This window comes from Planococcus soli (genome assembly GCF_016881065.1).
Classification (GTDB): Bacteria; Bacillota; Bacilli; order Bacillales_A; family Planococcaceae; genus Planococcus; species Planococcus soli.
The window spans coordinates 1-19,632 of record NZ_WXYN01000029.1; the positions used below are offsets into that span (position 1 = coordinate 1).

General features: G+C 30.7%; 15 protein-coding genes. 3 read left to right on the forward strand and 12 right to left on the reverse strand.

The window, feature by feature from the left end:
* Positions 1-247: 247 nt before the first annotated feature.
* From GJB59_RS13270 to GJB59_RS13285, 4 genes are all read right to left on the reverse strand, one after another.
* On the reverse strand, positions 248-1,987 hold the full coding sequence (locus tag GJB59_RS13270; protein ID WP_142830087.1) for a hypothetical protein: 1,740 nt from the start codon (positions 1,985-1,987) through the stop codon (positions 248-250).
* Positions 1,984-5,133 carry a serine/threonine-protein kinase gene (locus tag GJB59_RS13275; RefSeq protein ID WP_142830085.1) on the reverse strand — a complete coding sequence of 1,050 codons (3,150 nt, stop codon included), beginning with the start codon at positions 5,131-5,133 and terminating at the stop codon, positions 1,984-1,986. The genes GJB59_RS13270 and GJB59_RS13275 overlap by 4 nt, the downstream gene beginning before the upstream one ends.
* A gap of 142 nt (positions 5,134-5,275) precedes the next feature.
* Positions 5,276-6,427 (reverse strand): hypothetical protein, encoded by a 1,152-nt coding sequence (locus GJB59_RS13280; RefSeq protein WP_142830083.1) that lies wholly within the window; start codon positions 6,425-6,427, stop codon positions 5,276-5,278.
* 196 nt (positions 6,428-6,623) lie between these two features.
* The gene (locus GJB59_RS13285; protein ID WP_142830081.1) at positions 6,624-7,616 is read right to left on the reverse strand and encodes a DGQHR domain-containing protein; all 993 of its coding nucleotides are present in this window, start codon (positions 7,614-7,616) and stop codon (positions 6,624-6,626) included.
* A gap of 129 nt (positions 7,617-7,745) precedes the next feature.
* On the opposite strand from GJB59_RS13285, the gene GJB59_RS13290 reads away from it, so the two are divergent.
* The gene (locus GJB59_RS13290) at positions 7,746-8,096 is read left to right on the forward strand and encodes a helix-turn-helix domain-containing protein (protein WP_185960117.1); all 351 of its coding nucleotides are present in this window, start codon (positions 7,746-7,748) and stop codon (positions 8,094-8,096) included.
* A 194-nt stretch (positions 8,097-8,290) separates the two neighbouring features.
* Here the strand turns inward: GJB59_RS13290 and GJB59_RS13295 are convergent, their stop codons facing one another.
* Positions 8,291-9,139, reverse strand: a complete 849-nt coding sequence (locus GJB59_RS13295; RefSeq protein ID WP_142830077.1) for a hypothetical protein — start codon at positions 9,137-9,139, stop codon at positions 8,291-8,293.
* A 396-nt stretch (positions 9,140-9,535) separates the two neighbouring features.
* Here GJB59_RS13295 and GJB59_RS13300 point away from each other — a divergent pair, with 396 nt between their 5' ends.
* Positions 9,536-10,309 carry an SIR2 family NAD-dependent protein deacylase gene (locus tag GJB59_RS13300; protein WP_142830075.1) on the forward strand — a complete coding sequence of 258 codons (774 nt, stop codon included), beginning with the start codon at positions 9,536-9,538 and terminating at the stop codon, positions 10,307-10,309.
* A gap of 104 nt (positions 10,310-10,413) precedes the next feature.
* A complete protein-coding gene (locus tag GJB59_RS13305; protein ID WP_142830073.1) occupies positions 10,414-11,436 on the forward strand; it encodes a hypothetical protein in 1,023 nt (340 codons plus the stop codon).
* 99 nt (positions 11,437-11,535) lie between these two features.
* On the opposite strand, the gene GJB59_RS13310 is transcribed toward GJB59_RS13305, so the two are convergent.
* From GJB59_RS13310 to GJB59_RS13340, 7 genes are all read right to left on the reverse strand, one after another.
* Positions 11,536-11,739 carry a hypothetical protein gene (locus GJB59_RS13310; RefSeq protein ID WP_142830071.1) on the reverse strand — a complete coding sequence of 68 codons (204 nt, stop codon included), beginning with the start codon at positions 11,737-11,739 and terminating at the stop codon, positions 11,536-11,538.
* Positions 11,740-11,764: 25 nt separating this feature from the next.
* Entirely contained in the window at positions 11,765-12,769 is a 1,005-nt protein-coding gene (locus GJB59_RS13315) for a hypothetical protein (RefSeq protein ID WP_142830069.1), read from the reverse strand.
* A gap of 182 nt (positions 12,770-12,951) precedes the next feature.
* Entirely contained in the window at positions 12,952-14,346 is a 1,395-nt protein-coding gene (locus GJB59_RS13320) for a hypothetical protein (RefSeq protein ID WP_142830067.1), read from the reverse strand.
* The gene (locus GJB59_RS13325; protein ID WP_142830065.1) at positions 14,318-15,316 is read right to left on the reverse strand and encodes an AAA family ATPase; all 999 of its coding nucleotides are present in this window, start codon (positions 15,314-15,316) and stop codon (positions 14,318-14,320) included. The genes GJB59_RS13320 and GJB59_RS13325 overlap by 29 nt, the downstream gene beginning before the upstream one ends.
* A 15-nt stretch (positions 15,317-15,331) precedes the next feature.
* Positions 15,332-17,389 carry a TnsB C-terminal domain-containing protein gene (locus GJB59_RS13330; RefSeq protein WP_142830063.1) on the reverse strand — a complete coding sequence of 686 codons (2,058 nt, stop codon included), beginning with the start codon at positions 17,387-17,389 and terminating at the stop codon, positions 15,332-15,334.
* On the reverse strand, positions 17,382-18,020 hold the full coding sequence (locus tag GJB59_RS13335; protein WP_142830061.1) for a TnsA endonuclease N-terminal domain-containing protein: 639 nt from the start codon (positions 18,018-18,020) through the stop codon (positions 17,382-17,384). Before GJB59_RS13335 ends, GJB59_RS13330 begins: the two co-directional genes overlap by 8 nt.
* Before the next feature lie 353 nt (positions 18,021-18,373).
* Positions 18,374-19,606, reverse strand: coding sequence for an MFS transporter (locus tag GJB59_RS13340; protein WP_142830059.1), 1,233 nt, complete (start codon positions 19,604-19,606; stop codon positions 18,374-18,376).
* Positions 19,607-19,632 lie beyond the last annotated feature (26 nt).

The following is a 19,632-nucleotide window of genomic DNA, read 5'->3' on the forward strand; positions in this document are numbered from 1 at the left end:
TTAACTGCCATTCACTGCATTTTTTACTTGCCAAAAACAGTATATATACCATTATAATTATTTTTAGTTTATTAAATTAGAAACGTATAATTTTAACTTCTTTTAGTTGTACAACATCAATCTCCTTCTTGTATAAAATATGAATAAAATTTCGAAACTCACTTGATTTATTTAAAAACCACTTATAACTTAATTAACCCCTATTAAGAATGTCGAAAACATTCTTAATAGGGGTTAATTAGTTAATTTAGTATACAGAAAAACTTCTAATTTCTTCTCCTGTTATTTTGATAGCTTTTAATAATTCAGTAATTATAATGTATTGTACTACCTTGAACCCTCCTTCAAATAACTCTGGAAATCTGCCATTTGTATCTAGTTTTACGTATTCAAGAAACCTATTGTGATTAAGATCTGTTAAATCCCTATGCTCATAGTAGTTTCGATAAAGCCTATTTCTATTTATTGCATTATATAGTTCAGGAAAATCTTTTTTAAACTCTTCATGAAAGTAATTTCGCATGCCATTATTATGACCATGTGATTCTAAACATTCATATATAGCCATATTTAAGTTTTTAGCAAATGTAGCAAATTGATCTTTAGATGATGTTACCTTGGTGTTTAATATCTCAGATTCGCCATGGATGACTCCCTTAATTAACCAAGGAATTCCTGTATGATCTTCTATCTCACTATCTAACATCTTAATAACTGAGATTAATTCCAGTAAATCTTTTTTTAAAGCATGCTTATCTCGATATTTTAAACCACTATCAACCTCATTAGTTTCATCCTTATTTTCAATTTCTACTGATGAGAATTTGTAAGTATTGTTATAAGGGCAAACAGTGTTGTGTTTTAAATGTAATTGATAAGGCTCTAATCTATTTTCAAAACCGTAACTATTATCGAAAATTATTGACGCATGCTCTATATGCAAAGAGTGATTAATGCTAAGATTCGAATTTTTTTTGCTCATATCAACTAAATCTGCTGCTAAATTTTTAAAATTTTCATTAGGATATTTATCTCCTGTAAATTTGATCTCTACTTTTCCTATATGTGTAATAAAATCATTTAAAGTACTTATCCATTCTTTATTGATAGAATAAAAATCAAAAAATGGAATACTATAATTCAAAACTTTAACTTCTTTTTTCAAATGATTTAAGTCAAATATATCCTCAATGATATCTGTTTTTTCATATTTAGCGTTTATTGTGCTTTCGATGATTAGTTTTGAATAGTTTTCGAGTTCCTTTTTATCATAAAAAAGTATTCCACTTTCATCTGCAATATTTAACTTTTCTTCATAGTCTTTTCTTCTATTATTTCGATCATAAATTACTATTTTTTGCTTTCCCTCAATAGATTCAATCACACAAAAATGTACACGCTTATATTCAGAGGAAGAGTAGTTTTGAATTTTAACAATTTCTACCAACTCTCCTTTTGTATCTGTACCAGACTTCATTTGTGTTTCATCTAATATTTCTTTTATTTGGCTTGTTTGGATGGTACTAAGATTATTTTTATCTATTAAAGGTTTTAAAGTTTTTAGATTTATTTTTTTAGCGTTTCGGTTAGAAGTAGCAATTATTTTTTTTGTAACTTCTCCTGTAAATCCGTCAACTGAAATATTTAACGTATACTTTTCGAGAGCATCATATTTATTTTCATATATATATCTTCTTCCTTCATCCGTTACTCGCTTTCTTGATATATCATAGAATCCAAAAAAATCAAGATCATAATAAGCTTTCTTTATTAGATTTTCATCAATCGCAAGTAATCTACAAATATCTTGTAAGCTAATTTCTTGGTGGAGAAGTTTAAGAGTAAATTCTAGAAGTATAGGAATCCTTTTATTAATAGTTAAAAGACAAATAACTTCTTTGTGATGAATCGGAATGCCAAATTCTGAAATATTGATAATTTTATAATTAGGATAATCTTTTTTAATACTTTCATTTATAATTTTCAAAGTGTCGCCTCCTTTACGATACAATACTCAGGATGAGTATTAATAAAAGCCACTATCTTAGAGAAGTTTGGATCTATTTGGTTCCCCTTGTATATAAATTCTTTGTTACCTACGATGTACAACCTGCTTTTACCTCTCGATAAAGCAACATTTATTCTTCTATAATCCCTTAAAAATCCTAAATTTCCTTCGTCATTTGAACGGACCATTGAAAAGAAAACGATATCGCATTCTGAACCTTGAAACGCATCTATATTATCTATCTTGAGTGTTAAATTAGTCCATTTTTGTATTTCTGGTTCGATATAGTCTATTAAAAGCTTCTTTTGAGCATTGTAGCCGGAAATTACAGCTACTTCTTTATAAATATTTTTCTTTTTATAAATTTCATTAAGTAATTCTAATTCTTTTTTAATCACTTGAACCTCAGATAAATTCCTAAAAGAACCACTTTCACTTACATGTTGTTTGTTATCTTTTAACGTGGAAGTATCTAGCCATAATATATTTAAACTATCTTCCAGATTATGGACTCTCTTATTATCAGCTATTTTCGTTGATATGTTATACGTTGGATAAAAACAATGTCTAATCAATTCTGAAATATTTCTGTGCATTCTAAATTGAGACTGTAGTGTGATTTTAGATTCGTCTGAACTTTTTTCAAATACATCTTCGAATAAACTTTTTTCTAGTGCTTTCATATCTATTTTTGATTCAAAGGCACTGTCATTGGCTAACGAAATTATGGGTGGCAGCTGTCTATGATCTCCAACTAAAATGATTTTCTTACCGAGTATCATCGGCAGTAATAATTCCGGAGCAGTGGCTCGAGCGGCTTCGTCTATAATTACCCAATCGTAAGTCAAATTTCTTAAAGCATGTCTTGTAGAAATCCCTGCACAAGTTGATGCAACTATCGAAGCTTCTCTAGCAAAAATATCATCAAATTCGGTCAACATAAGTAACCTTTTTTTCCAAGCTTTTATCGTTTCAAGTAGAAGTATGTCTTTCTCGTTAAAAATATCTGGATCGATATCATCAATCTTAATTTTTTCATTATCATGCAGATAGTGTTTCATATATCGAGTTAATATTTTATCATTATCGGAACGTTCTTTAATAAATATTTCGGTATGCTGTAATGAAGATTCCATTATTCCTTTAGCCCAACTTTTTAATTGTTCGTTTGCTAATAGATTAGATGATGCCTTATCTATTTTCTCACTCGTACCAATTCTAACAACAGTTTTTTCTTCCTGAGAAACCAGTATATTTTTTAATAAATGGTCGACTGCTACATGGGATGGCGATGTTATTAACACCTTAGATTCATTGTTTTCAAGAAAAATCTGATTTACTATCTCTGTTATAACTGTCGATTTCCCAGTACCTGGAGGCCCTTGTATCAAAAATAAATCATTGGTTCTCATAGCTTTAGTAACAGCTATTTTGTTAGCAGCATCTAAATTTTCATTAGCAAAATTTAAGTCAACTACTTGAGAATTCATCGATAGAAGTTGAGGATTCACTAAAAAATTCATTAAACTTTTATTTTCTGTTAAATTGTTTCTTAATTTGTTTAAAACATTGTTGTATCTTCTTGTATTATCTATGCTATCTGAAACATCTAATAATGCTCTTCCTCTACTCGATATCTCGGCTATGTCTACTTCTGAAAAAAGTCCCACTTTAATATATTTGCTGTTTACTTCTTTAATTTCCCCAACAGTTTCATGTTTTTGAAAATTATTTTCCAGCCTAATTTTATCTCCATATTGAACATTATTAGCATTAAAATTATGGTCAAATGTTACAGTCAATATATTTGTTTCGTAATCAAAATCAATACTTTCATATACCCCTATGTTGATGCGATTATTATTATACTTTCTTAATTCTTCAATTGTTTTAGTCCAAGCATCGATTAGTCGATTTTTAGACTCCACTTCCTTTTTTGTTATTGTAAATGCTTCATATTTAGTATTTATATTTTTAATTAAATTACTTAATTCTTCCTTGTCTCCATATGCAGTTTTAAAGTTATTTGTTATTGAGAGGTTTAAATTAAACTCAATTCCTTTTGCTTTTTCAAAATCTAATTCGTGGAAATGCTTAATGGGGAAAATTTTTAGAAGTTTTAATATTCCCCTTTCTTTGTCTATCGTTATTTGATACTTAATGCCATCTCCAATCAAGTAATAATTTCCTGAAGTTTTATATATTGTGGCATCATTCAATGAGTGTTCAACATACATCTTAATACTATTGAAGCTAGCGTTTGAGACTTTACCGTATTCTGAAAATGGACGCATTTGATTCGGAGGAATAAATAAAACAGCGCTACCAGTACTTCTCGAAAGATCAATTTCTCTATTAATTACTTCTATAATTGAAATTACACTATTGAATCTATATGAAGGATCTATATTTAAACATTTAAGTAGTACGTTTGTAAGGTTTTCTTCTACGCCTAAGTTATTAATGCTATCGAATAGTTTTCTTCTATCTTCTGGTGGTTCTTCTTTTGTAAGCATCATGTATAATATAACTCCGAGAGAGTAAATATCACTTTTAACCGTTACTGAAGAACCTCCTGAAATCACTTCTGGAGCAGAAAATATAGCACTTGAAAATCCTTTTAGAGTCGCTCCTGAATTAGAATAAAAATTCATTATTTTACTAATACCAAAATCAATGATTTTCACCTTTTGATTGAAATCAATAAGTATATTAGTAGGTTTCAAATCCCGATGAATAATTTGTTTTTCATGTGCTGCCTCAATGCCATGTAAAATTTGCAAGAAAATATTTAGCATTTCTTCCTTTTTCATTTCGTTCTCTAGGATAAACTTATGTAACGTTACGGAATCAAACATTTCCATAACTATGTAAAGATTAGAATTTTCTTCAAAGGATTCGAAATACCTAATGACATTTTCGTGAGAAATCATTGAGAGCGCTTTGGAATCTCGATTAAACACTTCTTTAATTTCTTCCGAAGTTAATTGTTGTAACCCATTGTTAATATGCTTAATAGCTACTTTGTTTTCTGTACCAATCAGCTCGCCTTGGTATACCTTACTATTTGTCATTTCACTAATAGTACTCAATAAACTGTATTTATTTTTTAAAATCGTACTCAAAAATCTCACTCCATCCTAGTTAAATTGAATTGCTCTATAATTTACAGGGAATTATTGATATTATTTTACCATTATTTTTACAGTATATACTATTTATTATTTCGTTTTTCTTAAATTATTTGCTCCAAAATATATATTATGATTAATAAATTTTAAGTATGATGCTACCTTTATTAGTAGTTTCCAAAGTGAAGGTGAGATTAAATACTGTAGGATAGTTTTTTTCCTTACTGAAAACTAACCATTTTTGATATTCGTTAATTAGGCTATGGTATAACATATAGGATTGGAGATTTAACAAGGCAGTTTGAGATAATGAAATTGGACTAATCCATTCATTAAAACTATTCACAAAATTTGACATCCAACAATTAAATCGTTTTAAGCCGGATATCATCGGTGCATAATTAAAGAAGATATCCCATTCATTTGTTATATTTTCATATTGCCTTCTTAATTTTAAGTAAGAAGTACAATGAAAACATAGTAATGCTCTATCCCCTTTTCTAAAGTATGTTTTATGGCATTTTTTTTTGCATTGTCCTCTAATTTTTCTTAGAAAGCTCTTGTAAATAGGAGTAAGTAACTCTGAATCTACATGAACCGAGCTTTTTATTGTATTTTTAACAATATATTGGAATCTTAGATTGGTAAGATTTATATTTGAAAAATATCTATCTGTGTTTTTAACTGGCTTGTCAATTATTATATATTTTCTGGTCGGGAAAAGAATTTCATCATAAGTTGTTTCTACTGATGTGGTGATCCATGTATTCTTCATTCCTAAAAAACTAAAACGCTCGAAGATAAAATTACATTTACATTGATTTATGTCTGTCTCATATATCTTTGAACTTAAATCCGATTTTCGATTACATTTTGTACATTTTTCTAATAACTTATTTAAATTATGGAAAGGACAATATTCAAAATAATACAACTGTTGCAAATTACTATGATAGCCATTTGCTATACAGGTAGTGCAGTATCTAAAATGTTTTGATATTAAGTCGTTTATTATTAAGGGACTGATATTTGAAGTTCTCCATAGAGATAACTGTTTTAAAAAATATTTATTGAGATCAAAGTTTAGTTGTTCTGACAGTAAAGTAATGTTGAAACTCTGAGGTATAATTAATTGTAACTCATTATTTTCTTTATAATTAAGATTTGATGGTATATAAAACGTTCGTTTAATGTAGTCAGGTTCGAGGACATTAGCAATTCTATACTTACTTATGATGGAGTAGAGAGATTCATTATTTGATATCCATCTATTTGTCCAAGTTACCATCTATTCCTCCCCCACTTCTCAAATATATATATAAAACCGATAGCAATCACTCTGCTATCGGTTTTATATTGCTTCAATAATATGAAGTCTTATAAAGCTGTTTTCAATGAATCTACTCATTAGCCAGCAGATCTGAAACAGGTAAATAGATTTTTTTGAAATATTTTTCCTTTGAAATGTAATTTTAAAAAACCTACTATTTTATACAATTTAGAATATCAGCAGCAAGTATTTTCGAACCAGAAACTCCCTTTAAATATTTTAAATCTCCTATTGAAGTCCAATCGATATTATCAAGGTGCTGCATTAAATTTAGGATTTTTACTGCATCCGGTTGTTGTGATTTTTTTAGAAAGTTATCATTTAAAATGGAATTCCCTGCAATAGCAAGGGCATTTAAACAAGTGATATGTGTCATTCGATAAAATTTATTGTCTTCCCATTCATCTGGAAATAATTCTTTAATTATATTGAAGTAAAATAGAATTACATTTAGTTTTTTTTCTTTAGATAATGAAGCAAGTTCGGATTTTTTAGTAATCAAATGAACTATGTTATACAAATTTTGTAACGTTATAGTGCGCTCTTTACTTCTTGCACCTGTCAAAGTGCCTTTAGAGAAAAAAGGACTTTCAGGATTTAAAATTAGATTAGTTGCTACCCAACTTAAATCGTCGTTTTCACGGTTTAAATATCTACTTAGAGACGTGCCTATTCCTTTTGCCTTGGTATTTATTGTATCAAAAAGACGAATTTCTTCATCCTCGTCTAAATAATGAAATGCTAGAAAAGGTATATTTAGTGTGGCGCCTGTATCTTTTATATATTCTTTAATACCACCTAGTCTATGTTGACCATCCATTAGAGTAGCTTTTCGTTTGCAAATAAGACGGCCATATGATGGACGGAAAGAATCATAAGCTTGAAAATCCCAATTTCCACCTGCATTCAATAGAATTGGGGTATATAAAGAACCTTCACCTTGAGATAAGTAATTAGCAAAATCATTACATCTTTTTTTACTAATCGGTCTTTGATAACCCCTACCAGAAGGATCATTATATAATTTAGAATACGAAAAATTTGTTGCAATATGAGATGAAACTGCACCTTGATAGGCGACCCTCCCTCTCATTTTAGTTTGAATAACATTTTCTATCGCAATATTTGAACTTAATGAATTTATCAATTTAACTAACTCCTTTATCTATTATCACTTAAATATTAATACTTATAAGTTCTAAAAGCAAATAATTGATACTTATATTTATCTTTAATGTCCTATTACCCTCACCTACTCTTAGAAAGAGGTGAAAAAATGGATGTTTTAGTAAAGTTAGTTGGAGCTAATATAAAAGCTATTAGAATGGAAAAAGGATGGAGTAGAGAGCAGCTAGCAGAAAGGTGTGGAGTACAAGTTACATATTTAGCAGGAGTGGAAAGAGGAGAACGTAACATTACACTTCAAACACTTGAAAACTTAGCAGAAGGTCTTGAAGAGCCTCCAGTTGCTATTTTAGAGTTTAAAAATTTAAAAGTTGATAAAGAACACGTGGACCGGAAAGAATTATTGACACTGTTAGTTAGCAAGTTAAATAAAAGATCTTTAAAGGAAACTCAACTAGCATACAAAATTTTAGATAATATATTTGATTTTATTGATAAATAAAATCAAATATATTGAAGCAACATTACTTTTCATATGTTTATTTATGTATAAAGAACTTTATATAAAAATATAGCTAATTTTAAAAATATCTCAATAAAAAAAGCCACCTCTAGTTTGTCGCTAGTGTTTCATACGACAAACTAGAGGTGGTTTTTTACGAATTGGAATAATATAATTGCTAATTTGAGCTTTGATCAATTTTCTCCACTAGTTTCTAACTGTTCATGCTCAATGAAAAAATTGACAAAATCTCGACCAAATTTTGATACTTCGAAATTTTCCTTTGACTTTAACTGAGGATCCTTTAAACGTGGTAAAGAATTAATTTTTTTGCCAGAAGTTAGTTTCTCTATAGAAGTATTTAGGTCTTTTACTGATTTAACAATAGTCTCGAGATCACCTAAGATGTTTAAATCAAGCTTAGTTGTAAATAGACCTAGTCTAAGTAAATTCCTTCGGACAGCTTCATACTGCTCATAAGTAATGCCATGCCTTTCCATTATGTCAGTATATGAGTCTCTTGAAGAACGGTCGAAATAATACTTAACATCATACATTAATTTTAACACACCAATATCCACGATTCGCATACTTTTTAACACATCATAATATGTCAATATAAAGTCGTCTGATAACTGTTCATGTTCACTAATATGAACTAAACCATTCACCATATATTTAATTTTTTCCTCCTGTTGTTCATCAGAAGCTGTGTCTAATACAAGTCTGAATTGCTCATCAAAATGACTTTTTTGTTCTTGTGTTTTCAATTCTAAATTCCTTTTTATTTCTTCCATTCTTATAGACAATTCACTAATAAGTCTATTCATATTTTTTTCGTGCTGTGTACGTTTAAAGCTTTGGTATGCACCTGAGGCGCCTGGTATTAAAGAAGCAGCTGTATCTACCATTATATCGCCAACAGCACTTGCTACAGATTGTTTTATTACTTCTGCACCTGCCTCGCTTCCAACATTCAGAAAAGTATCTATTAACATTTCTTGACCCGTTTCCTTCATATCTTTTTTTCTGCTTTCGCTCAAATTTTTCCTCTCCTCATACTCTTATTTTTAGTTTAATAATGTGTTTAATTATACCATTCACTAAATTCAACTATACAAAAAAAGATGGGATAAAGTACATCCACAGCATGTCTATGCCTTACAACCTGTGGAGTTTACACCAGTCAAATAACAAAGGAAATGGCAGCAAATCAGTAAAACGATTTCTACTCCTCCTGTTTTAAAGCGTACTGCTTGAATCAATATTCTAGAGATTATTGCCGGTATGGAGATACTGGCAGATATATTTGATATTCGAATTTTATTTATTTTATCTGGAATTCCAATTGATTTTGTTGTCATCCTTAAGACCTAAACACAAATAAACAATATATGGTAAGATTAATCTAATTCTACCTTTTTAAGGAGTGGTACAACATGACAATCGAGAGAATAATTGAAAAAATAAGAAATAATGATGTAGTTTTATTGATTGGTTCTGGTTTTTCACTGTACGCTGGAATGCCAAGCATTGAAGATATAAAAAAAGAAATTCTTAGTAAATGCAATGAAGTAGAGCGAATAGAATTGGAAGAAACTCATAGCTTCCCCCAGTTTTTTGAAGCTTTTGTTGGAATGAGAAATGGCTCAAAAAACGAATTGTTTGCCACTCTGCAAAATCTGATTGACATAAACCCCGACTCCCTTAAATATCATAAATTAATCTCTGAAATCCCTCAAATAGAAACAATTATTACTACAAACTACGATAGATTATTCGAAATGGCCTATGGAAATAGAAACATAGTGCCTATTGCTCAAAGTATAAATTTCCCTTACTCTCAGGGTGACAAAGTTAAGCTTTATAAAATTCATGGTGATATTCATCAGTTAGATTCAATCCTAATAACCCAAACTGATTTCAATAACTTCTTTCATGAGATGAATAATTCACTTTGGAACAAAGTAAAGACATTAGTGGCTGAAAAAACAATTTTATTTATTGGGTTTAGTTATGGCGATCAAAACATTGAATTCTTAGTAGATGCTGTCAGTCGCGAGCTTGGTTCTCATATGAAAGAGTCCTTTCTTCTAGCTCCTAATATGCCTAATTATAAAGTGAAATCCTTAGCTAATAAAAAAATTAAATTTATAAAGACGACTGGTGAAGAATTTGTAGAGCAGCTGCATAGTGAAGTAAAAAAAAAGTAGTTGTTGATATAATAAAAGGCTCTATCAATGCACAAAAGGGTTCTGTTCTATTAAAAGACTGGGGAGTCGATTTAGGTTTTTCGCTAATTGACGGCAAACTAAGTATGGAAAATTTAAAAGCAGTTGATGATGAATCAATTAAACTCTCTCTCTCATTAAAAGATTTTAGTTTATACGAAAAAATGAAGAACAACCCTTACGAAATTATTGAAATTGATAGTTCACTAATTCTTTCATTTAACTCATCATATAAAGATATTGAATTGCCTTTTGTTGAGAATATAAGTGACATTAAAATAAGCTTAATTCCTGTTCCTGAAATAGAGTTTAAAACAGATATCTTTATACCGTCCACTGATATATTAATTGATAATGTTATTTGCAAAAGTTATGGATCACAAAATGTAGAACTTCTGCGATTTGATCATGCACTTTTTAAATTTGAAATTAATCTTAAAGATTTAAAAATTCACTACAAAGTTGAAGAAAATTTTACATCAGCAAGACGGGCTAGACTGTTCTTCGGTTTTCTTGATGCTTTAGTTAATACTGATTCAGGAATAACTCTTACCCCCTACCCTTCCAATAACAGCAATGTTCCTACCGAAGATATTACTATTCAGTTCAGTATAAGTAAGAAAGAGAATTCACCACAACAAAAAGAAATTCACTTTATTTATGATCTTTTAAATAAAATCATACTTATAGAAGATCACTATAAAGTCAAATTTGAACAGTTTCATTTCAATATTAATGAAGAAGAAAGTTTTCATGTAGAATTGCTGATTGCCAATATTAGAAGTGAGCCTTTTATTACCGACAAATTTCCATGTTATGTACCTTTTACCGAATTCAAAAGAATTAAAGAAGAGGTTTTAAATAAAGATGTACTAGTGCAGTTTGAGGTTACAGAAGAAATTACTGTGGAGCTTTACGGAAAAAACATTTCAATAAAAAATCGAATTATACAGGTTGCTGCGAACAGCATCTATATGATTAATGAAAAAGAAGTACGACGACAGTTGAAGAATCATAAGGAAACTCTATTAGTTATTCTTGGTAGCAGAACTGGCAACTTCACTTATCAATTTAAACCTGCAATATCTAAGGTATTAGCTGATTTGTAAATAACAATTAGTCTATTGCAATCAAAGAATTTTTTATCGATCTTCTTACATTAAATAAAACCCGCATTTCTCTTTTTGAGAAATGCGGGTTTTCACTTATTATTTTTTAATATTTACTACAAGCACTTTGCCTAATTTCCCAACAATTCCGGAATAAACACCATCTTTCGGTGTTTTTTTCCCCTCTTTGATTTCAAACCCAGCTTTTCGTAACTGTTGTAGCGCCAGTTCACGTTCTTGCTGCCATTTTTGCGAGCGTTTAGGTGTTACTGGTCTATGATTTTTTACATCTGTAGTATGCATAAGGACCACCTTACCCTTCTCTGTATTATGTATTATACCCGTTTTCAAGTTCTGATAAAAGTAAAGTAAACTCTTCTTTGACGGTTTGTAATGCATCATCATAATTTTCTTCTAAAATACTAGAATCTAATGCAATTGAAAAAAGATGCGGCTCTCCACCAATAATTGCAAGTGACGCAAGATATTGGCGATTTGCTTTATCGTTACTCCCTTCGTGAGTAAAAGAATAAAAAACTTCTCTAAGAATTCCAGCTCGAATTAGCCCTGTTCTACGAGAATTCCGCAAATTCTCTAATCTTGCTTTCTGACCTTCATTAAATGGTGCTGTGAGGTCAATTTCCATTTCATCCTCAAATGCCTCTAATGCGAGATCCATTAGCATGTAGAGTCCTGTTTCTTCATCTGTTAGGGTAGTTTTTTCTTGCAGCCTATCATTTGATCTTATGATAAAAGGAACCAATTCAGTAAAGGATTCCTCTTCGAATTTTTTTAGCGCGTTTCTAAAATTTCTGAGGTCCTTTCTATTCACAAGAAAAACCATCTGATGAATCGCATTTATATTTACCCCATCAAATACAGATCCTGCAAGAAACTTCAGAGTAAAAATAGTTTTCTGTCTACGATTTTTTTCTTCGAATCTATAAGATTGGACAGCATGTACATACTGATTTCGAGTTATGAATTTACGAAATATCAGTTCTAAGTTATCTTGAAATCGATAGTTATTTAGCTGTCTATTTGCACTAACTAAAATCTGCATTTCAGATCCTAACTTCTCTTCTAAATCTAGAATATTTTCTTCTAACTGAGTCTTCTTATGATTGTGGATAGTAGTACCAACTAAAATTACTAATACTACTATAATAATTGTAAAACTAAGAGGGAATTCCGTTGAATCAACAACAGGTTCAATATATACCTTAAAAAAATCTTCTGCTAGATCCGAAAATCCATACCAAAGAGTTGAGAAAAAGGTAAATCCAATTAATATAATTACCATAAATATCTTTTTCCAGACACTATTACTCAAATTTTTTCCCTCTTTCTATAGAGTTCCAATTGCATATAAATTTCCTGGCTCCTTAATAAACATTTTATCCATTCAATTAGCTTATTTCAAAATAAATTTTCAGTTTTTCTCATTTTTATAAACATATTATAGCTTACATTAAAGCTCCCCATTAAAATTGCGGACCTTTATTTTTTTAGTACTTATTTAATTTTATCAAGCTCACTTAAATAAAATATTTTTTTATTATCATTAACGATTATACTTGGTGATAAAAAATATTTCTGATGTTTTGAATAGTTGTTAGATATTTCTAAAAAACGTGAGTAAAGATAATGAAAAAGCATTTTACTGAAGGTATTTATTAGCGTACTGAATGATTTTGTTTCCATCATTTGTAAATCGAAATTATCTTGAAACTTTTCTATATGACTAAGATAGGGAAAGATTTGCTTTCCATGAACGTAGATTGGTGAGCGATGATTATAAGTAATATTTTTTTCATATTTGATATTATATATCCATTCACCATAACACTCATTTTTCCACTCAATAAAGGGATGTTTGAATTTCGTCTGTTTAATAAATCCGTTATTGCCATAACATTTTTTTATCTGCATATTTGTAGTTTTATTTAAGTGTTTTAATATATATCTTTCAACTGATTTGAATATAGCCTTTGATTGGGTAAACAAAACTTGATTTAAAACATCTGTAATTGAGGCAGCATTAATAGGACGTTTATTCATTAAAGCTTTAAGGTTATACCCCATGTATCTTGCATTAGTAAGAGGATAGGTAAGTTGGAAAGTCTGATATTTGTCAACGCTGTAAGCTAATTTTTGTACTTTATAAATATTGTTCAAAAGATATGGTAATTTATTATAAATAACATTAATATCATCAACTTTATATCTATTGGAAAATAAAAAATAAATTTTTTCATCAGTAATTCTCTTTAAATTCAATAAGTCTTTTAGAGGATATTTAAACTCAAGCTCAACAAACCAGTACTGCATGTTTTGAATAAATTTTTCGGAATTCAAAATGGAAGTATTGCAACTTTGGCAAGTAAAAGCATTTTCTTTGTAGCCAATACCATACCCTCTAAAAACATTTGAGCATTCGGGACATTTTCGAGTTAACATTTCCTTAGGATGATAAGGACAATATAATACAATCATCAACTGATGTAGAATACTGTGAAAGCCGTTTGCCAAACATTCTTTACAAAAAAACAACTCTTTATGCATTAAATTAGCCGGTAATAAATTGTAGTTAAAAATTTTAAATTGAATTAGGTATTTTTCAGTATGATTTGACCACTCAAAACCAAACTCCTTATGCAGCTTTACGTAGGATAAGTACTGCATCCTTGAATAAGAAGAGCGACCAGTATAATTTGAAATAGTATTGTTTGTAAATAAATTAAAGAAGGTTTTTCCATTAATACTATTTGCGAACTTATATTTTTCTACTATTCCCCATAGTGATTCTCCAGATTGAATCCATTTCTTATTCCAGGTACTCGTAGTGATCCCTTCTCCCTTAATAAATTGAAATGAAATATCAGAAGTTATTATTAAAATAAAATTCATCAACTTTTTTATCTTTATACAAGTTAGTATTTGCAATAATATATCCAGAATTCTCAATAGCATCTAGCCAGTGTTGTACATTTAACTCGGATAAATTCTCTCCAAATATTCCATAGTTCTTTAAGGTATACTCAATAGCCCTAATAACATATAAGGCTGGGATTTCTCTAAACTCTAAAATATTGTGATCATCTTGGATAGTAGCGAATGCTTTAAGAAAGTCGTCAATACTGTTCATTAGTCTAAATCCTTCATCATATTGTTGACTGAAATAGTGTTTAGTGAAAGTTATATTACTTTCTGGTGGAAATTCTGTGTAGTTATCATATTCGTTCAATACAGCTTCAAAGTCTTCTTTCTTAATGAAACCCGTATATCTATAGTCATCTGCCATAAATCTTCCTACAATTTGCAGCTTTTTGTAACGTTTAAAGCTATTCAATGTTTCTATAATTTCTTCTTGCGCAACTAAAATTGTGATAAGACTAATTCCAAAACTATCCAATTCATTAAAAATGTCCATTAACCACTCAAAATCATTGTTTTTTAAACGTTGGGCATCATCTATAAAAAATATTATCTTATTTTGGTTTGATTCTTCTACCACATTAATTAAAAAGTTACTTAATCTTTTTCGTTTTTCTGAAGGCCTACCTTCGAATGGTATACCGTGATTTACTTCACTCAGCATGTTTTCAAAAAATGTATTTTCTTTTGAGCTTAAATGATTTGTCCACTTTATATGAAAATTTGGTATTCTAAAGCCGAAGTCAGTTTCCATAGTATGCCTAATATAATTTATAAGACTTGTCTTTCCTACTCGAGGTTTCCCGTATACAATGGCTCCAGGTAGTCTCAAGTTAATCCAGTTATAAATAATCGCTTTTGAATTATTTATCTGATTAGTACTTATAATATAGCTACCTGTCTCAATTGGATGTTTACTGATGTTCTGATAGTTATAGCGCATACCTTCCTCCCCTTCTTAGAAAGTGATGGATTTGCCTTTTGTCTTACCGAATTTTTCAATTGTCTTTTTATGTCTTTCATCAATTTCTGCATTCAAGTTTTTTTCAATCATACTATTGCTTACTTCTATTTGTTTGATATTTTTCACTTCATCCTTAACTTTTCTTCCAGACAAAACCCTTGAATTCTTCTTTATAATTTTTTGTTGAATCCCTTCATTTTTACTATATAATTTTTGTATTTCTTTTTTTTCATCTTCTAACATAACATCAGCGTTATGTTCTTTTTTATATCTTTTTATTTCTTGCAATTTTATTCGTGCTTTTTTGTCAGAGATAGATTTAGTAGCTAAAAAATTTTGATAAGCCTCAATTGGATCTTCATATTTCAAATAATCAAACTCTGTACTATTTTTGTGTTTCATAATTTGATGGCGCATTTCTAAACTGTGCGGTACTTTACCCCATATTCCTTTCGCGGTCAAAGTATCATATAACGACCCATCACTTAGAAATGCCTTAATGTGCTGAATGTTATCATCATCTATCAAAAGAGTTAACTGTTTGCCTATCACAGAAGTATCGTTATTTAACTTAGGACTAGAATATCTTTGGTACATGTAGTTGATGTACCCATTGCGTCCCTCATTAATATTTCCCCTCACCATAACCTTTAGGCTATTTGAAAATAAATCAGATGTCTCTTTTTGATTTTCAGATAGTCTTCTAATATACATACCGCGATTAATTCTGTTTTGAATAACCTCTAAAGGAGAAAATCCATTATGTGCTGAATGTTTGGTACTATTATAATTTGCAATAACAACATCCATAATTTCTTCCATGTGATCAATGGTAATTTCATAAATAATTGATTTTTCTTCTGCATTTTCTCTTATACTGTCCATTGGATTGCTACCAGTAGTAGAAGGTATTCTGTGGAAACTACTAAATTCTAATGTTCTAAAAAATCGTTCTATAATAGCTCTTCTGACTGGATTGGCAACGGGACCAAAATTTATAGCGCAGTTAAGTTTCATAAGATTATCAAGAACTTTTTTTGACTTATGAGCTTTGGCATTATCCATAGAAATTTCATCCCATATTGCATATCTAGTATCGGTTATAATATATGATGGAAAACCAGATCCGTGGTTGTATTGTAAGCCTGGAATAGTTAAATTTTTAGGGGTCCATGGAATAAGTGATTTTTTTAAGCACTGTAAAAACTCCTTTGAAGAGTAATTATTATTTGAATAACTTATGTGGTAACCGATAATCCCCCTAGAGGCTACATCAATTACACAAAGAAGCCAGACTCTACTCATGTTATTTATTATCTTATCTCCACTTGGTGTATAAGTTACGATCGAGAATATGGCATCAATTACATGGGCATCGAACTCCACTCTTTCAAAAGGTCTAACTACATGAGTATAGGCATTAGTAGTATTATTTACATTTCTATTAATCATGAGCGCCTCTTTACTAGTTAAATTTGCCTTTTGACTACCGTTTGCCAATGAGTTTAAAAATCTTGTGATCGATTTATAAGCGAAGGTTGAAGAAGTAAATGGATAGTGGTCTTTACTAATGCCCAAATCAGAACACTTATTAACAAACTTTTTGTGTATATTTTTGTAACTTTGTTTTTTCTCTCTTACAACTTTTTTATTTTTATTAAAATATTCTTCAACCAGCAGTTTCTCTAAATCAGGATAGTCTGTTAATAATTTTGAAAAATTACCAGTATAACTTTTGTTATATGAATTAACTTCATAGGATTTTATCCTGAAATACGGTAATAAAGCCTTATAACCATATATTCCCCCATCTTCATTTAGTGTTAGGCATCGATTAACAAAATAATATAAGGTTTCGCTATTTAATCTAGTTTGTTCCAAAATACTTTTTACGCTCATTTCAGTTTTCAAGAATAAGTTAATAGCTTTCTTTTTTCTCATAAAATCCTCTTGTTGTTCTTTTGAAAGATCGAGTGTATATACTTCTTCCCAGCTTTCCGGATCTATAAAAAAACCACTTAATCCAGTTCTTTCAAGATACTTTCTAACCATCTATCCACACCTCCGTATTAAATCCCAAGTTAATTTCATAAATATTAGAACAGATCACATTATCTTTAATTAGCCGGAAAATTATAATAGTAACAAGTTCCATCTCGAGATCTAGTTCCTGAGCGATAGATAAAATCCTTCTTCTTTCAGTTGAAATTTTCGATTGAATTTTTTCAATTGCTTTCAGGTTTTTCGACGTATCTATTTTTGATAATATCTTTAAATTCGATAAATAAATCGGATTTTTTCTGATTTCCTCTTCAGTTAATAACTGATGTTTCAAGTTATTTTTTTTACACCATTCTTTTTGAACTTTAAGTTGTTTTCGCACGCGATCAGTTTCTAGATCTTGTTTATATTTTATTTCTACAATTTCTTCAGAACCATTGGTATAGCATAAGTACATATCAGGAATCGAAGTAATTCTTTTGTTATTATCGTTAACTGTTTCAATTAAAAGAGGTTGTTCACAATAGTGTTTAATTAGAGGGTTATTTTCAATTATTAACCAATGGTCATACTCAAGACTACTGTATAAAAATACACTTCTATTTATTTTATAACTCCATACAATCCATCTATTACTCCCGTATTTGCTGTTAAAGTTCGTAGTATAAGGTTTTGTAAACATTATTGTAACCCCCGATTTTTATTATTTAATTATATATTTAAAATTTGAAATATTCAGTATTTAATGTCTATGATTATACACAGCAGAAATAATTCTGTCTATAAGGGACAGAAATTGCTGATTATACTAAACTAAAACCTTGAATTATAGGTGGTTTTTAAAAATCAAAATTCATACTTTCTTGTCCTTGTACATAAATCTACCCCTTCTATTTCAAACAGTTTAAAGTTCTTACTGCTGAGATCTTCACTAGTTTACTTCATGATTTTTTACCTACTTGTTCATACCTTTAATCTCGTTGCTACATCTGCCCACAAAAAAACACCCAGCCCCATGCTGAGTGTCAATATTTCTTATAAACCTGAACCTTGGTATACAGGTTTGCTTACTGTTTGTTCTTTTTGATCCAACCGGTAGCTGATGAATGCCAGTCCTGATGCGATTAGCGCACACAGTCCGCCGACCCACGACAAGTGAATCAAGCTGGCGTTGGCTACTACATATCCTCCAAGTGTCGCTCCAAGCGCGATGCCGATGTTAACGGCTACTGGCGTCAATGATGATGCAAAGTCTTTTGCGGCTGGAAAATACACAGCTGCCAAATTCATCAAATACAGCTGAATCGTGGCGTTCATCACGTAGATCATCACCGCCATCAACATGATGCTGATGAGTCCGGCAATGGTCGATTGCATGGTAAAGAACAGTGATCCCAGGATCAGAGCCTGCGCAATAAACACAAATCGCAGCTTGCTGATGCCGTTATGGCTGGCAATCTTCCCTGCCAATACATTACTGAGAATGGAAAATGCACCATAAGCCAAAAGAATGATACTGATGTAGCTTGTTGGGATACCGAGCCCTTCTTCTAAAATCGGCGTAATATACGTATAAACCGTATAAGTACCTGCAATAGCGAATGTTGGAATAAAGAATGCCAGCACCATTCTTGGATTCGTCAATAATTTCAATTGCTCTTTGGCAGATGCTTTCTCAACCGGCAAATGTTTTGGAATAACAAAGATGCTGATTGCCAGACTGACGACACCCAACAGTGCGGTAAACCAAAACGTCAGTTGCCAGTTGCCGAGCTGCCCAATAAATGTCCCTAAAGGCACGCCGAGAACATTGGCGATGGTAAATCCGGCAAAAACCAGGGCTATAACAGAGGCTTTCTTAGCTTCAGGCATCGTGTCGCTCGCAATGCTCATCGATATCGCAATCAGCACACCGCTGACTACAGCCGTAACAACTCGTGAGACGATCAACAGTTCATATGATCCTGACAATGCACTGATGACATTGCCGACGATAAAAATGGAAATGAATAAAAGCATTAACGGGTATTTAGGAAATCGGCTGACATAGGCGGTCAATAACGGTGTGCCGATTGCGTAGGCTATCGCAAATCCTGAAATCAATGTTCCGGCGGTAGCCAATGTGATATTCAAATCACTTGAAACCTCCGTCAACAGTCCCACAATGACGAATTCACTTGTCCCCATGACAAAGGTCAATAAGGTTAATGTAAATGCCAATACTTTTTGCTTGGTGTTTAATAAATCTTCTTTTGCACGTGCTGCCATAAAACGGTCACTCCAACTTCGTAGTT

Bases quoted from the DNA above. Each gene is read 5' to 3' on its own strand.
- GJB59_RS13305 (WP_142830073.1), top strand. From the start codon at position 10,414: ATGGAAAATTTAAAAGCAGTTGATGATGAATCAATTAAACTCTCTCTC.
- GJB59_RS13340 (WP_142830059.1), bottom strand. From the start codon at position 19,606: ATGGCAGCACGTGCAAAAGAAGATTTATTAAACACCAAGCAAAAAGTA.
- GJB59_RS13335 (WP_142830061.1), bottom strand. From the start codon at position 18,020: ATGTTTACAAAACCTTATACTACGAACTTTAACAGCAAATACGGGAGT.
- GJB59_RS13325 (WP_142830065.1), bottom strand. From the start codon at position 15,316: ATGCGCTATAACTATCAGAACATCAGTAAACATCCAATTGAGACAGGT.
- GJB59_RS13310 (WP_142830071.1), bottom strand. From the start codon at position 11,739: ATGCATACTACAGATGTAAAAAATCATAGACCAGTAACACCTAAACGC.
- GJB59_RS13300 (WP_142830075.1), top strand. From the start codon at position 9,536: ATGACAATCGAGAGAATAATTGAAAAAATAAGAAATAATGATGTAGTT.
- GJB59_RS13330 (WP_142830063.1), bottom strand. From the start codon at position 17,389: ATGGTTAGAAAGTATCTTGAAAGAACTGGATTAAGTGGTTTTTTTATA.
- GJB59_RS13320 (WP_142830067.1), bottom strand. From the start codon at position 14,346: ATGAATTTTATTTTAATAATAACTTCTGATATTTCATTTCAATTTATT.
- GJB59_RS13280 (WP_142830083.1), bottom strand. From the start codon at position 6,427: ATGGTAACTTGGACAAATAGATGGATATCAAATAATGAATCTCTCTAC.
- GJB59_RS13290 (WP_185960117.1), top strand. From the start codon at position 7,746: ATGGATGTTTTAGTAAAGTTAGTTGGAGCTAATATAAAAGCTATTAGA.